This window comes from Nonomuraea sp. NPDC001699, from assembly GCF_053596455.1.
In genome coordinates, this window is the sequence record NZ_JBSFGF010000001.1 from 809600 (window position 1) to 825074 (window position 15475).

General features: G+C 69.6%; 13 protein-coding genes. 3 read left to right on the forward strand and 10 right to left on the reverse strand.

The window, feature by feature from the left end; translation table 11 throughout:
* Window positions 1-364 precede the first annotated feature (364 nt).
* From ACWCSU_RS03885 to ACWCSU_RS03920, 8 genes are all read right to left on the reverse strand, one after another.
* Window positions 365-655 carry an MTH1187 family thiamine-binding protein gene (locus tag ACWCSU_RS03885; protein WP_352320345.1) on the reverse strand — a complete coding sequence of 97 codons (291 nt, stop codon included), beginning with the start codon at window positions 653-655 and terminating at the stop codon, window positions 365-367.
* Window positions 656-764: 109 nt separating this feature from the next.
* Window positions 765-1094, reverse strand: a complete 330-nt coding sequence (locus ACWCSU_RS03890; RefSeq protein WP_357695023.1) for a hypothetical protein — start codon at window positions 1092-1094, stop codon at window positions 765-767.
* A gap of 10 nt (window positions 1095-1104) precedes the next feature.
* Complete coding sequence (locus ACWCSU_RS03895; RefSeq protein ID WP_364089109.1) at window positions 1105-1782, reverse strand: uracil-DNA glycosylase; 678 nt, start codon at window positions 1780-1782, stop codon at window positions 1105-1107.
* 69 nt (window positions 1783-1851) lie between these two features.
* Window positions 1852-3225, reverse strand: coding sequence for a M1 family metallopeptidase (locus ACWCSU_RS03900; RefSeq protein WP_449933404.1), 1374 nt, complete (start codon window positions 3223-3225; stop codon window positions 1852-1854).
* Between the two features lie 82 nt (window positions 3226-3307).
* Window positions 3308-4207, reverse strand: coding sequence for a carbohydrate ABC transporter permease (locus ACWCSU_RS03905; protein ID WP_357695029.1), 900 nt, complete (start codon window positions 4205-4207; stop codon window positions 3308-3310).
* Window positions 4204-5580 carry an ABC transporter permease subunit gene (locus ACWCSU_RS03910; RefSeq protein WP_364089103.1) on the reverse strand — a complete coding sequence of 459 codons (1377 nt, stop codon included), beginning with the start codon at window positions 5578-5580 and terminating at the stop codon, window positions 4204-4206. Before ACWCSU_RS03910 ends, ACWCSU_RS03905 begins: the two co-directional genes overlap by 4 nt.
* 12 nt (window positions 5581-5592) lie before the next feature.
* Window positions 5593-6921 (reverse strand): ABC transporter substrate-binding protein, encoded by a 1329-nt coding sequence (locus ACWCSU_RS03915; protein WP_357695033.1) that lies wholly within the window; start codon window positions 6919-6921, stop codon window positions 5593-5595.
* 9 nt (window positions 6922-6930) lie between these two features.
* Window positions 6931-8178: an ABC transporter substrate-binding protein gene (locus ACWCSU_RS03920; RefSeq protein ID WP_357695035.1), complete on the reverse strand. Its 1248-nt coding sequence runs from the start codon at window positions 8176-8178 to the stop codon at window positions 6931-6933.
* Window positions 8179-8308: 130 nt separating this feature from the next.
* Here ACWCSU_RS03920 and ACWCSU_RS03925 point away from each other — a divergent pair, with 130 nt between their 5' ends.
* The 3 genes from ACWCSU_RS03925 to ACWCSU_RS03935 all read left to right on the forward strand — a co-directional run bounded on the left by ACWCSU_RS03925 (window position 8309) and on the right by ACWCSU_RS03935 (window position 11884).
* Window positions 8309-8815, forward strand: a complete 507-nt coding sequence (locus tag ACWCSU_RS03925) for a PadR family transcriptional regulator (RefSeq protein WP_357695037.1) — start codon at window positions 8309-8311, stop codon at window positions 8813-8815.
* Entirely contained in the window at window positions 8812-9540 is a 729-nt protein-coding gene (locus tag ACWCSU_RS03930; protein ID WP_357695039.1) for an ABC transporter ATP-binding protein, read from the forward strand. The genes ACWCSU_RS03925 and ACWCSU_RS03930 overlap by 4 nt, the downstream gene beginning before the upstream one ends.
* Before the next feature lie 73 nt (window positions 9541-9613).
* On the forward strand, window positions 9614-11884 hold the full coding sequence (locus ACWCSU_RS03935) for an ABC transporter permease (RefSeq protein WP_449933408.1): 2271 nt from the start codon (window positions 9614-9616) through the stop codon (window positions 11882-11884).
* Here the strand turns inward: ACWCSU_RS03935 and treS are convergent.
* Window positions 11871-13577 (reverse strand): maltose alpha-D-glucosyltransferase, encoded by a 1707-nt coding sequence (gene treS / locus ACWCSU_RS03940; protein ID WP_357695043.1) that lies wholly within the window; start codon window positions 13575-13577, stop codon window positions 11871-11873. The genes ACWCSU_RS03935 and treS overlap by 14 nt on opposite strands.
* 264 nt (window positions 13578-13841) lie before the next feature.
* A complete protein-coding gene (locus ACWCSU_RS03945; protein ID WP_364089092.1) occupies window positions 13842-15464 on the reverse strand; it encodes an asparagine synthetase B family protein in 1623 nt (540 codons plus the stop codon).
* Window positions 15465-15475: the final 11 nt, after the last annotated feature.

A 15475-nucleotide genomic window follows, 5' to 3' on the forward strand; every position in this document is an offset into this window, starting at 1 on the left:
CCGGCGCCGCCGGGCCGGCCACGGGCCGAACCGCCTTCCTTAAAATGCAGGAGTAGTCGGCATCAAGCTTCTGGCCGCGAGAACGCCGCACGGGGAACCGAGCCGCGTGCCGGCGCGCGGCCGCCTGCCCCGCGGCTCAGGCTGGCGGAGACGGCTTTCTGAACCGTCCTGAAAGGCGCGCGTTATGCACGGCTGGACGGCCTCGCCCAGCGCGTGCCACACGGCGATGCGGCCCTGCATGGCGGCGGAGGGGGGCGTTCGTGCCAGGGGACGTGGCTCTGCCCTATTCGTGTGCCCGGTTCACGCCCCGATTGCTGTAGTAGCCCTCTGACCTGCTTCGTGGCTCATGGGAGCCGTCAGATGCTCAGGGGAGGTGGCGTTCGAGGCTTTGGAGTTTGGTGGTCATGCCGTCCGTCACGCCCGGGCGGAGGTCGGCTTTCAGGACCAGGCTGACTCGCGGGGCGACTTCGGAGACGGCGTCGACCGCGCGCCTGACGACGTCCATGACCTCGTCCCATTCGCCCTCGATGGTGGTGAACATCGCGTCCGTGCGGTTGGGCAGGCCGCTCTCGCGGACCACCTTGACGGCGCGGGCGACCGGCTCGGCGACCCCTTCGCCGACGCCCAGCGGGGTGATGGAGAAGGCCACGATCATGGCGACAGATCCCTCAGCAGACGGAAACAGCCCGGACGAACCGATCGTAGCCGGGGCGAAGAGCCACGACGCGGGTGGGGCGTCGTGGCTGATCGCCGTACGTCACACGTCACACGTGGTCGTGGTCGTGCTCTTCCTCGTCCTCGTCCTCGCTCGGCCCCTCGGACGGCTCCACCCCGAGAACGGCCTCACGCGGCTCGATCTCGGTGATGTGCTCCACGAGCTGCAGCACGTGGTCAGGCTCGATCAGCCACTGGAGCGCCGAGGCTCCGGTCTCGTCGGAGTTGACGAGGTCGGCCTGCTCGGAGCGCTCCTCGTCGCTGAGGTCGGCGTCGGGGTGCCTGATCTCGGCCAGCGCCGCCGCCTGCAGCGCGTTCACGTCGAGCACCTCCACGGTCAGTTCGACCGTAAGGCGCAGGTACTTCGGTTCATCACTCATGGCGACGATGCTAGGGCAGCTTCCACTCGACAGGTGCGGCGCCTTGCTGGGTGAGCAGCTCATTGGCGCGGCTGAACGGCCGCGAGCCGAAGAAGCCGCTGCGCGCCGACAACGGGGACGGATGCGCCGACTCGATGCGCGGCACGCTGCCCAGCATCGGGGCGAGGTTGCGGGCGTCGCGGCCCCACAGGATGGCCACCATCGGCTTGTCGCGGGCCACGAGGGCGCGGATGGCCTGCTCGGTGACCTGCTCCCAGCCCTTGCCCCGGTGGGAGGCGGGCTTGCCCGGCATGACCGTCAGAACCCTGTTGAGCAGCAGCACGCCCTGCTCGGCCCACGGGGTCAGGTCGCCGTTGGCGGGACGGGGGAGGCCGAGGTCGGACTCCATCTCCTTGTAGATGTTGAGCAGGCTCCCGGGTATCGGCCGCACCTCGGGCGCCACCGAGAACGACAGCCCGACGGGGTGGCCGGGCGTGGGGTAGGGGTCCTGGCCCACGATCAGCACCCTGACGTCGTCGAAGGGCTGGTTGAACGCGCGCAGGACGTTGGGACCCGCGGGCAGGTACTGCCTGCCCTCGGTGATCTCGTTGCGCAGGAACTCACCCATCAAGGAGATCTGCTCGGATACGGGCTCAAGAGCCTGAGCCCATCCGGCTTCGACGACTTCATGCAAAGGACGACCGGCCATGGCCGTGAAGCTTATCTAGGTCTGGTACGGCTTGCCGCCCAAACGGGCACGCAGGCCGTACCGGAATGATCACAACGACGGCTTTCCGGGCTGGAAGAGCCAGGCGTCGAAGAGGGCGTCGAGCCGCCTGCCGGACACGCGTTCGGACAGGGCGACGAAGGCGGCGGTGTCGGCGTTGCCGTACTTGTGCTCGCTCGCCCAGGTGCGCAGGATCGTGAAGAACGCGCTGTCGCCGACGGTCCGGCGCAGGACGTGCAGGGTCGCCGCGCCGCGGTCGTAGACGGGGTCGTGGAAGAGCGCGGCGGCGCCGCCGGGGTCGGCGGTGGGCGTCTGCCAGAACTCGTCGCCGGCGGGCCTGGCGTAGACGCCGTCGAAGGACGTCTGCACGGTACGGCTGCCGGTCTTCTCCAGCCAGAGCCATTCCGCGTACGTCGCGAAGCCCTCGTTCAGCCAGATGTCACGCCATAAGGTGGGCGTCACCGAGTCGCCGAACCACTGGTGGGCCAGCTCGTGGGCGAGCAGCGACTCGCTGGGCGCCACGGGGTAGATGGGCCGGGTCTGGGTCTCCAGGGCGTAGCCGACGTTCGGCTCGTGGTCGACGATCCCGCCGGTGGAGGAGAACGGGTACGGGCCGAAGAGCGAGCCGAAGTAGTCGAGGACGGGCGCGTGGCGGGCGGCGAAGTCCGTCGCCTTGCCGGCGAGCTTGGGGTCCACGGCGGTGATCACGCGGTAGCCGCCGATCCTGGCGTCGGTGAGCTGGAACTTGCCGATCGACACCGTGGTCAGGTAGCTCGCCATGGGTTCGCGGGCGTCCCACACGTACGTGGTCCGGCCGCCGGCCGACGTTCTGGCCACCAGGTCGCCGTTGGCCACCGCGACCCTCGTGCTGGGCACGGTCACGGTGAACCGGTACGTCGCCTTGTCCGACAGGTGGTGGTTGCCGGGGTACCAGGTCATCGCGCCCTGCGGCTCGTTGGCGTTGAAGACGCCGTCGCCGGTCCTGATCCAGCCGTCCCTGGAGCCGTCGGGGTCGAGGACGTGGGTGGGCCTGCCGTCGTACCGGACGACGACGGAGAAGCTCTGCCCGGAGGCCAGCGTGGCGGCGGGGGTGACGACCAGCTCGTCGCCGGCGCGCGTGACGGCGGCGGGCCTGCCGTCCACGGTGACCGAGCGCACGGACAGCGAGCCGGACAGGTCGAGGTCGAAGCGGCTCAGCGCCTGGGTGGCACGGGCGGCGACGGTGGCCACGCCGGTCAGGACGTTCGAGGACGGGTCGTAGTCCAGGGCGAGGTCGTAGTGGCCGGCGTCGTAGCCGCCGTTCCCCTGACCGGGGAAGTACGGATCACCCGCCCCGGGAGCGCCGGGGGTGCCGCCGAGCGCGGCGGCGGGGGCGAGGGGGAGGGAGATGAAGGCTGCTGCGGCGAGGGCGAGAAGACGCTTCATGAACAATCATCGGAGGTCCGCGAGCAGGTGTTACGGGCGCCCGCCTGCCCCCCTGGGGAGGCGGGCGCCCGCGGGGGACGGCCTACTTGACGGAACCGGCCATCATGCCCTGGACGAAGTACCGCTGGAAGGCGAAGAACAGCACCAGCGGGATGATCAGCGACAGGAACGCCCCGGAGGAGAGGATGTCGACGTTCGATCCGAACTGCCGCATCTGAGACTGCAGGGCCTTGGTCATCGGCTGGTTGTCGGTGTTGGCGAACACGAGCGCGATGAGCATGTCGTTCCACACCCACAGGAACTGGAAGATCCCCAGCGAGGCGATGGCCGGCTTGCCCAGCGGGAACACGACCTGGGCGAAGATCTTCCATTCGGGTGCGCCGTCCATCCTGGCCGCCTCCAGCAGCGACGACGGGATGCCGACGAAGAAGTTGCGCAGCAGGAAGATGGCGAACGGCAGGCCGAACGCCGTGTGGAACAGCACCACGCCGGGGATCGTGCCGAAGATCCCGACGCCGCCGTAGAAGGCCGCGACGGGGATCAGCGCGATCTGGATGGGCACGATCAGCAGCCCCACCACGACCAGGAACGCCGTGTCCCGCCCGCGGAACTCCATCCACGCGAACGCGTACGCCGCCATGGCCGCGATGCCGATCACCAGGATCGTGGTCGGCACGGTGATGAGCACCGTGTTCCAGAACGACGAGGTGAAGCCGCTGGCCAGCAGGTTCTTGTAGTTGGCGATGGTCAGCTCGGCGGGCTTGGTGAAGATCGTCCACCAGCCCTCGGCGTTGTTCACCTTCACCGTGCGCAGGGAGACGACCAGCAGGCCCAGCGTCGGCACCAGCCAGAACAGGCCGAGCACGATCATGACCACCTGGACGGCGCCGCCGCCGAGGCGGTCCACGATCCTGCTCGCCACGCCTCTGCGCGGCGCGCCCGACTCCAGTCCGTGAGGTGCGCTCACGCTCGCGGTCGTCATGTGTCTTCCCTTCTGAACCGGCGGATGTTCATGATCATGAAGGGCAGAACCAGGATGAGCAGGAACACCGCGAGTGCGCTGCCGAGCCCCTGGTTGTTCCCGCCGCCGAACGACACGCGCCACATCTCCAGCGCGACCACGTTCGACTGCGGCTGAACCGAGGCCGGCGCGATGATGTAGACCAGGTCGAAGACCTTGAGCGTATTGATGATCATCGTCACGAAGACGACGAGCAGCACCGGCGACAGCAGCGGCACGGTGATCCGCCGGAACACCTGCCACTCGGTCGCGCCGTCGATGCGGGCGGCCTCCAGGGCGTCCCGCGGGATGGCCGCGAGCCCGGCGGCGATCAGCACCATGGCGAACCCGGCCCACACCCAGACGAACGCGCCGATGATGGCCGGCGTGATGAGCGTCTGGCCGAGCCAGGTCAGGCCGCCGTAGCTGGCCTGGAAGTTCGACTGCGGCAGCCGTACGACGTAGGAGCCGGCCGGCAGGCCGGCGAAGCTGAAGCTGCCGTCGTCGGCGGTCGTGGCGGTGGCCGCGACCTGGCCGTCCTTGACCGCCTCGACGGTCACGCCGGGCAGCCCCTTCTCGGTCGGGTCCACGGCGCCGCTCTGGCCGCCGCCGCCCTGCGTGAAGTCGAACCACACCGTCCCCGACACCGCCGAGCCGCCGGTGGGGGCGTGGGCGGGCTGGGCGTTGGACGGCATGATCTGCGGCTTGACGCCGACGATCGGGATCAGCACCGGCGTGCCCGCCTGGACGGGCTGCTTGGTGACGACCGCGCCGTTCTGCTCGGTCACGGGAGACTGGTCGCCGCCGCGTGCCCGTGCCTCGGGGTAGCCCTGCGAGGAGGAGAACGTGTCGTGCACGGTGGTGAGCACCGCGTTGGCCAGGCCCTTGTCGGGGTCCTCCTCGTAGACGAGGCGGAAGATCACGCCGGCGGCCATCAGCGAGACGGCCATCGGCATGAACACGATCAGCTTGAAGGCCGTCGCCCACCGGATGCGCTCGGTCAGCACCGCGAAGATCAGGCCGATCGTGGTGACCACGATCGGGGCCACGACCACCCAGATGAGGTTGTTGCGGATCGTGACGAGCATGCCGTTGTCGCTGAAGATCGTGGTGTAGTTGCCCAGCCCCACGAACCCGCTGCCCGAGGCGTCGAACAGGCTGCGGAAGATGGAGTAGACGATGGGGTAGACCACCCAGACGCCGAGCAGCAGGGCCGCCGGCAGGAGGAAGGCGATGGCGACCGCCGGCGATGGGCCGAGGCGTCGTCTCGTACGGGGGGTTTCAGCCGGTCCTGCGGAGGGCCCGCCCGCGGTCTTCGCGGGCGGGGCCGCCGGGCCGTCCAACCGTTCGGTCACGGCCTTACCTCTTTACTTCCAGGCCTTCTTGGCCTCGGCCTCGAGCGCCGCCTGGGCGCCCTTGACGTCGCTGGGGTCGCGCAGGAAGTCCTGCAGCACCTTCCACTCGCCCTTGCCGTCCGTGCCGCCGAAGGCGCTCGGGGCCAGGTCCGACATGTCGTAGCGGACGGCGTCACCGGCGGAGACGATCGTCTGGCCGAGCTGCTTGGTCAGCTCGTCGGGGTAGTTGTCGGGGGAGACGTTCTTGTTGGGCGACAGGTAGCCGGGGAGCTTGGCCCAGATCTCGCCGCCCTCCTTGGAGGCCAGGAACTGCACCAGGGCCATCGCGCCGGGGGATTCCTTCATGACCACGGCCACGTCGCCGCCGAGCACGACCGGAGCGGTGTCGCCGGCCTTCGGGAACGGGAAGTACTTGGCGCCCTCGCCGACCTTGGCGCCGTCCTGGGTGGCCTGGGTGGCGACGAAGTCGGCCTCGATGACCATGGCGGCCTTCTTGTTGCCGTACACCTTGGTCACGCAGGTCGGGAAGTCGGTCTGCAGCGCGCCGGAGGCGCCGTCGAGCACGAACTCCTTCTTGCCCGCGATCTGCGCGATCTTCTCCAGGGCGGTGGCGACGCTGGGGTCGGTCCACGGGATCTCGTGCTTGGAGAGCTTGTCGTAGTTCTCCGGGCCGGCGCTGGACAGGTAGACGTTCTCGAACAGGTCGGTCAGCGTCCAGCCCGAGGCGCCGCAGAGGGAGAAGGGCGGGGTGCCGGAGTCGGCGATGGTCTGGCCGGCCTTGATCAGCTCGTCCCAGGTCGTCGGCACCTGGACGCCGGCCTCCTCGAAGGCGTCGGAGCGGTACCAGACCAGCGACTTGTGCGCGGCCTTGATCAGCACGCCGTACACCTTGCCGTCGGCGGAGCCCAGCTCCTTCCAGTACGGCGTGTAGTTGGTGTCGATCTCCTGGGTGACCTCGGCGGACAGCGGCTTGAGCGCGTCCTGCTTGGCGTACTGCTGCACCAGACCCGGCTGCGGCAGGATCGCGACGTCCGGCGGGTTCTTGCCCTGGATGCGCGGGCCGAGGTAGGCGCCGGTGTCCTCACCCGTGGAGGCGTAGGTGACCGTGGCGCCGGTCTTGTCGGAGAAGGCCTTGAGCACCTGCTCGAAGTTCTTCTGCTCGGCGCCGGTCCACTTGGCCGCCACCTCCAGCTTGACGCCTTCGAGGGTCTTGCCGCCGCCGGCGTTGCTGGCCGGCGCGGACTCCGAGGCGGTGGGGGTGGTCGTCGTCGGGGCGTTGCCGCAGGCGGCGACGGCGACCGCGAGCCCTGCCAGGACTACTGCTGCTCTGGCTTTACGCATGGCTTTGCCTCACTGGGTTCTGATGATCTCTTCGAGTTCTGACTTCATGGAGACCGCGACGTCGTCGGCGGACTCTTTCGAGGGAGCGGCCAGGGCCTTGGCGACCGAGCTGGCGATCACCAGGCTCACCTGGTTGTAGTTGGCGCTCACCGGCCGTGGTTTGGCGGCGAGGATGCTCTCCTTGAGCACGGGCAGGTACGGGAACCGCTTGATCAGGGCCGGGTCGTCGTACAGCTCGGTCCACACGGGCGGGAAGGAGCCCTCGGTGAGGACGCGGCGTTCGTTCTCCAGGCTGGTGAAGTAGCGGATGAACTGCTGTGCGGTCTGCTGGTGCTTGGAGTAGGCGCTGACGGCCAGGTTGATCCCGCCGAGGGAGCTGGATCCCTGACCGTTCAGGCCGGGCAGCCGGGTCACCGCGAAACGGTCACCCAGTTTGGCCCTGGCCGGGCCGTAGGCGTGCGGCCAGTTGCGGGCGAAGGCCAGCTTCCCGTCCTGGAAGGCCAGCCGGGTCTCCTCCTCCTTGAAGGTCAGGGAGTCGCCGGTGATCCAGCCCTCCCGCAGCCCTTGCATCAGGAAGTCGAGCGCGATCTTCCCCTTGGCCGGATCGAGGGTCACTTCCGTGCCGTCGTGGTTGAGAATCTGCCCGCCCGCCGACTGCACTGCCTCGGAGAAGTTCACCGTCAAGCCTTCGTAGGCCAGGAGTTGGGCCGCATAGCCTCCGATGTCACGCTTTTTCGTTATTTTTCGTGCTTCGTCGCGAAGTTCCGCCCAGGTCTGCGGCGGCTTCTTGACGAGATCGGTCCGGTAGTAGAGCAGTCCCGCGTTGCTGGTGTACGGGACGGCCCAGAGCTTGCCCTTGTAGACGGCCGTGTCCACGACGGGCGGCAGGAACCTGTCGAGCGGGAACAACCCGCGCTCCAGGGGGATGATCCAGCCGTTCTCCGCGAACTCGGCGGTCCACACCACGTCGAGCCCCAGCACGTCGTAGCGGTTGCTCTGGGCCTGGAGGTTGGCCACCATCTGGGCGCGTTGCTCGTCGGCGGCCTCGGGCAGCTCCAGCAGCGTCACCTTCTCGGCCGGGTGGGCCTGGTTCCAGCGGTCCAGCAAGGGTTGCAGGTACGCCGTGGTGTCGCGTCCGGTGGCGAAGGTGATCGGGCCTGTGCCGCCCATTCCCGTCTCGCCGCCGCCCTCGTCACCCGCCGCCGCGCATCCGGCCGCCAGCAGGACGACCAGAACGAACGAAAGCGGGCGCAGCACTCTGTTTCCTCCACATTCAGCGGGGTTACATACGTGTTAGGTAGATGCATTCATGTTATGCACACCTGTAATCTGATGGTCAACGGATACCTACGTAACGCTCACGTAACACAAAGCGGGGAGGTGAGGCGTGCGGCTTCACCTGCTGGCGCTCCTGGCCAAGGAACCGGCCCACGGCTACGAGCTCAAACAGGCCCTTGAACAGACGTTCGGCAGCGCCTACCCCTCCCCGAACATCGGGCAGATATACGTGACGCTCGGCCGGCTGGAGAAGGACGGGCTCGTCAGGGCCGTCGACGTCGAACAGTCCAACCGGCCGAACAAGAAGGTCTACTATCTGACCGCCAAGGGCCGCGACCTGCTCACCATCTGGGTCGACGAGCCCACCGAAGGTCCCCGGGTGCGCGACGAGTTCTTCATGAAGCTCGTGCTCGCGCCGCTCACCGGCATCGCCGACCGGATGGCGCTGATCAACCGCCAGCGCCGCCACTACCTGTCGCTCATGGGCGACCTCAATGAGCTGCTCTCCCGTACGGCGCCCACCGACCGGGTGGCGCTGCTGCTGATCGAAGGGGCCATGCTGCACCTGCAGGCCGATCTTGACTGGCTGGAGCGATGCCAGGAGGATCTGGCATGAGCTCGGTCCTAAAAACGGTCAATCTGGTTAAAATCTACCAAGACGGCGCGGTCCCGGTGCCGGCCGTGCGCGGGGTGGACCTCCAGGTCGAGCCGGGCGAGTTCGTCGCGATCATGGGGCCGTCCGGCTCCGGCAAGTCCACGCTCGTGCACATGCTCGGCGGCCTCGACGCGCGCACCAGCGGCGAGATCTGGCTCGACGGGCAGCGGGTCGACACCCTCTCCGAGAGCGCCTGGGCGCTGCTGCGGCGCAAGAAGGTCGGCTTCGTCTTCCAGTTCTTCAACCTGGTCGCCAACATGACCGTCGGCGACAACGTCGAGCTGCCCGCCCTGCTGGCCGGAGCCTCGCCCAAGGTGGCGCGCGAGCGGCGCGAGAGCCTGCTCGGCGCGCTCAACCTCGCCGACCGCGCCGGAGCCTCGCCCGCCCAGCTCTCCGGCGGCGAGCAGCAGCGCGTCGCGCTGGCCAGGGCCCTGGCCAACAAGCCCAGCCTGCTGCTGGCCGACGAGCCGACCGGCAACCTCGACAGCCGCAACACGCGCGACGTGCTGCGCCTGCTCAGCGACGTGCACAAAGAGGGGCAGACGATCGTCATGGTCACGCACGACGCCCGGGTGGCCGGCCTGGCCGACCGGCTGGTGTCGCTGTTCGACGGCGCCATCGTCGACGACGGCCGCATCGCCCGCCGCCGCACCCGCACCGCCGGCGAGGTGATCGACCTCCGATGAGCGCGAAGCGAACCCGACGCGGCGAGCGGACCGGAGGCCCGACCGGGGAGGGGCTCCGCGGAGTGAGCGACCAGTGAGCGCCGCTCTCGCCGGAAGCCGCTGGATCAAGGCCGACCTGCGGGCCAGGAAGGGCCAGGCGGTGCTCACCGTGCTGGTGGTGGCCGGGATCGTGGCCGCCCTGATCACCGCGGCGACCCTCCTGGAGGACGGCACCAACCCGTGGCGCAGCCTGTCGGCCCAGACCGACGGCGCCCACGTCTGGGTCTACACCGACGACGACCCGAACGTCACCCTGGGCGACATCGACGGCGTCACCGGCACCACCGGCCCCTACCGCTCGGCCCCCGTGACCGTGGCGCAGGAGGGCAAGAAGGAGCCCGCGTCGCTGCGCGCGATGCCCGCCGCGCCGCCCGCGGTGGCCCATCCCGTGCTGGCCGAGGGCAGGTGGCTCGACGGCACGCAGCCCGACGGCGTGGTCGTCGAGCACTCCTACGCCAGGTCGCTGGGCCTGGCGATCGGCTCGCCGTTCACGGTCATCGCGCTCAACGGCGAGCGCCACACCCTCTACGTACGCGGCATCGCCGACTCCGCCGACCAGGGCTTCTACCCCGAATGGACCCCGGGGCTGGCCTGGGTGCTGCCCGCCACGCTCGACCGCGTCGAGCCCATGCTGGGCCGCAGCGAATGGGTGACCGGGCTGCGCCTGGCCGACCCCGACGCCAGCCAGGTCGTGGCCCAGCGCGTCGTGGTGATGCTGGAGGACAAGCTCCAGCGCGTCTACACCTGGCGCGAGGTCAGGGCCGCGATGGAGCTGGACAACCGGCTGCTCGGCACCCTGCTCGCGCTGTTCGGCGTGGTCGGCATGGTCGCGGCGGCGCTCGCGCTGGCCAACGCGGCCGGCGGCCGGGTGCTCGGCCAGCTCCGCGACCTGGCCACGCTCAAGTCGATGGGCTTCACCGGCGGCCAGGTCGCCCTGCTGCTCCTGGTCGAGCACGGCGCGCTCGGGCTGCTCGGCGTCGCACTCGGCGCGCTGGCGGGCTGGGGGGCGACGGCGGTGGTGCTCGGCACGTACTCGGCCGCGCCGGTGCCGGTGCTGGCCATCGTGGCGGGCACGACGCTGGTGGTGCTGGGCGCGGTGGGGGTGCCCGCCTGGCGGGGCGCGCGCACGCCGCCGATCCCCGCCGTGCCGGCCTCGCCGCCGCGCGGCCACCTGTCCCGGCTGGCCCGGCTCGGCCTGCTCGTACGCCTCCCGCCCGCCCTGATCCTGGGCACCCGCGACGCCTTCACCAGGCGCGTTCCGGCGTTCCTGACGGCGTTCGGCCTGGCCGTGCCGATGATGATGATCACGATCGGCCTCGGCGTCTGGTCCACCATGGACAACTTCCTCAGCCACCCCGAGCAGGTCGGCCAGCACGCCAGCCTGTACGTCCGCCCCGGCAAGCTGATGGAGTCGGCCGAGGCCCAGCGCATCGCCGAACGCGACCGCGACGTGCGCTCGGTCTACCCGGGCACCGACGTGAACGCCCTGGCCCCGGGCGAGGCCCGTTCGGTCAGGGTACGGGCGGTCGGCAGCTCGGCCGATCCCTACCCGTTCCCCGTCGTGGAGGGCCGGAGCTACACCGAGCCCGGTGAGGCGGTCGCCGGGCAGGGCCTGCTCGACCTGCTGGGGGTCAGGATCGGCGACCGGGTGCGCCTGACCGTGGGCGGCTCGCCGCTGATCGTCCGGATCGTGGGCCGTACCGTCGAGCCCGACCTGGACGGCGAGGTGCTCTCGGTGGGCCTGGACAGCCTGGCCGCCAAGGACTCCGTGCCGCCCCAGTACTACGCGCTGGCCCTGCGGCCGGGCGCGGACAAGGCGGAGGTGCGGGCCCGGCTGCTGGCCGAGTCGGCGGAGGGCCTCGACGTGCAGGCCGCGGTCAACCCGGCCGACCGGCTGTCGATCATCAGAGTGGTGATCGTGGCGCTGATCGCCGTGCTGGCCCTGATCGGGCTGGCGAACCTGCTCACGGCGAGCGCGATCGGGCTGCGCGACCACGCCTTCGACCTGGCCGTGCTCAAGGCCATGGGGCTGACGCCACGCCAGGTCATGGCCACGCTGGTGACCGGCACGGGCCTGCTGGTCGTGCTCGGCGTCGGCGCCGGCACGGCGGTGGGGGCGTCGGTGGTGGTGGGGCTGATCGACCTGCAGGGTCACACGAGCGGCGTGGGCGCGGGCATCGGCCGCGCGCCCTCGCCGGTGACGCTGGCGGTGGCCGTGGTGACGGCCGTGGGCACGGCCCTCGCGGTGGCGATCATTCCCGCCCGCCGCGCGGCCCGTGCCCAGGTGCCCGTCACTTCGCGCTGATCTCCTCGGGCTTCAGCGCGAACCAGTAGAACCCGTGGCCCGGCAGGGTCAGCAGGTAGGGCAGCTCGCCGATGCGCGGGAAGCGCACCCCGCCGCGGGCCTCGACCGGCACCATGCCCTCGAACCTGCGCAGGTCCAGCTCGACGGGCTGCGGGAACTTCGACAGGTTGTTGACGCAGAGCATCACGTCGTCGCGGTCCTCGCGCACGTACGTGAGCACGCACGGGTTGGAGGACCACATTTCGGTGTAGGCGCCGAGGCCGAACACCGGGTGGTTCTTGCGGATCTCCAGCATGCGCCGGGTGAAGTGCAGCAGGGAGCCCTCGTGGCGCTGCTGGGCCTCCACGTTGACCGCCTGGAAGCCGTAGATCGGGTCCATGACGGCCGGCAGGTAGAGGCGGCCCGGGTCGGCCTGGGAGAACCCGGCGTTGCGGTCGGGGCTCCACTGCATCGGCGTGCGGACCGAGTCGCGGTCCTCCAGCCAGATGTTGTCGCCCATGCCGATCTCGTCGCCGTAGTACATGACCGGCGAGCCCGGCAGCGACAGCAGCAGCGCCGTGAACAGCTCGATCAGGTCCCGGTTGTTGTCCAGCAGGGGCGCCAGCCGCCGCCGGATGCCGAGGTAGGCCCGCATGCGCGGGTCCTTGGCGTACTCCTTGTGCATGTAGTCGCGCTCTTCCTCGGTCACCGTCTCGAGCGTGAGCTCGTCGTGGTTGCGCAGGAAGATGCCCCACTGGGCCGTGTCGGGCAGCTTGGGCGTGCGGGACATGATCTCGGAGATCGGCTCGCGGGTCTCCTTCTTCACCGCCATGTAGATGCGCGGCATCAGCGGGAAGTGGAAGGCCATGTGGCACTCGTCGCCGCCGACGGTGGGGTCGCCGAAGTACTCCACGACGTCCTCGGGCCAGCCGTTGGCCTCGGCCAGCAGCACCCGGTCGGGGTAGAGCCGGTCGACCTCCGCGCGGATCTTCTTCAGGTACGCGTGCGTCTCGGGCAGCCCGGAGCACGCCGTGCCCTCACGCTCGAACAGGTACGGCACCGCGTCGAGGCGGAAGCCGTCGATGCCCAGGTCGAGCCAGAACCGCAGCACCTCCAGCATGGCCTCCTGCACCGCCGGGTTGTCATAGTTCAGGTCCGGCTGGTGGTGGAAGAAACGGTGCCAGTAGTACTGCTTGCGCACCGGGTCGTACGTCCAGTTGGACTCCTCGGCGCCGATGAAGATGATGGGCGCGTCCGGATAGCCCGTGGGCTCGTCCGACCAGACGTAAAAGTCCCCGTAGGGACCCTCCGGGTCGTGCCGGGAGGCCTGGAACCACGGGTGTCTGTCGCTGGTGTGGTTCATGACCAGGTCGGTGATGATCCGAAGACCTCGCTCGTGCGCGGCCTCGATCAACTGGACAAAGTCTCCCAGATCGCCAAAATCCGGAAGGATCTTCATATAGTCCGAAATGTCATAACCGCCATCGCGCAGCGGGGACTCGTACAGCGGCAACAGCCAGAGGCAGTCGACGCCGAGCCATTCCAGGTACCCGAGCTTCTCGATGAGACCGCGCAGGTCCCCCGTGCCGTCACCGTTGGAGTCCTTGAACCCCCGGACGAGAACCTCGTAGAACACCGCCCGCTTGTACCATCGCGGATCTTCCGAGACGAAAGCCTCAGAGATCGACTCCGGTGATGGGGATGCGTTGATCATGATGTCGCTCACAGGAAGAGATGTGGGCAGGACGAAGTCACCGGTTACCCCGGCGTTCTTAGCTGGTGACCGCGCCGCGTGGAGTCGTCATCCCTGCGAACTCCATGCCCTCGAACGAGACCGGATTTGTGATCTGGTGCCCGTTTGTTGCGGCGCTTACGGGCCGAACACTACCAGCCCGGTGGCTTTCCGGAACCCGCTTCTGCTGTGCGACGTGTAATACCCGCGAGATCCGTATGTAATCGCCCTGTTACCCAGAGTTCACTAAAAAGGTGCCGTGACGTCCGTGAGGTCGTTCTCGAAGTCGTTCAGCCAGAGTCCGAAAAGCACCAGGCCGCGCACCCAGAACCGGTCGTTCCAGCCGTTGAACCGGGTCAGTGCGTCGGGTCCGCCGGCGATCACCTCGTGCAGCTCGTCGGAGAGCAGGCCGGGCACGCGCCCGGCCACGACTTCGAGCATGGCGTGGGAGTAGGCCCGCGCCGGGGCGGCCGTGGAGCGCAGCGGCACCCGCCGGAGCGGCTGCTTGACCACGTTCGTCGAGGGCAGCGCGGCCACCCTCGGATTGGCCGCGTGCAGCACCTCGCGATAGAAGCGGCCCTTGTCCTTGCGCGCGACGCCGACGCTGAGCGCGGCGTCGAAGAAGGCGGGATGGATGAACGGCGCCGCGAACGACGCCTCCGGGCCCACCAGGTTGACCGCCGACCGCGCGATGCCGCGCACGGTCCTGGTGTGCAGCACCGACAGCGGCAGCTCGGCCCGATGGCCGTGGAGCATCGAGGTGGCCGCCGCGAACTGGTCGCGCACGGTCTCCTCCATCCACTGCGCGGCGGCCTTGGACAGGAACGGCTGCGCGGGCGCGCCCAGCGACAACGAGCCCAGCAGCGCCGCCGACCGTTCGGCCTGCGTCCTGGCCTCCAGGGCGGCGCCGCTGACCATGAAGTTCTTCAGCAGCGGGCCGCCGGCCAGGCCGTCCACCAGGACGCGGCCCGAGCCGTGCACCTCCTTGGCGAAGGGCGCGTACCAGGCGTGGTGCGGCGTCAGGTACTCCAGCCTGCGGGCCACCTCGGCGGCGTCGCCGGGGTAGGCGGCGGCGTCCTGGGTGACGATCCGGTGCGGGATGCCCAGCTCGCGGGTGATCGCCTGGGCGAAGGCGATGTCGGTGTCGGTGCCGTCGTCGGGGCTGGTGGTCCACGACTCGACGTCGGCGCCGCGGGCCATGGCCACGCTCGCCAGCAGCCGCGAGTCGTAGCCGCCGCTGACCGGCACGAGCAGCCTGCGCCCGTCGTAGTCCTCGTAGACGTGGTGCAGCAGCTCGACGATCTCCTCGGGGCTCGTCCACGCCTCGTACGGCTCGGTGCGCAGCCAGCGCGGCAGCCGGCGCTCGGTGGCCAGGCGGCCGTGCTCGAACACCAGCGCGCTCGACCCCGGCAGCCGCCTGACCTCCCGGTACGGGGTCGCCTCGCCCAGCGGGAACGTCACCTGGATGATCGAGGCCCACGCGGCCCAGTCGATCTCGACGGGCACCAGGCTGAGCAGCGGCTGGATCAGCGAGGAGAAGTAGACGGCGTCGCCCTGGCGCACGTAGTAGACGTCGACCAGGCCGAGCGCGCCCGCGTGCAGCGTCACCCGCGCGTCGTCGCCGATCAGGCCGGGCGTCTCGTACGTCTCCGCGACCGTCATCCAGTCCTCGGCCGCGGCGGGCCTGCGCTCGCCCCACGAGAACGCGAACGCGCCGCCCGCCCGGTGGTAGGGCGGCAGCGGCGCGGAGCTGAACAGCGCGGCCTCGTCCGTCTGGAGCGCGGGCCGCACCTTGGGGCCCGCGGCGGTGAGTTTGCCCAGTATGGAGGTGTCGATCCGGCCGAGAGCGCCGCATACGTAGGGTCGCACGTTGAACTGCA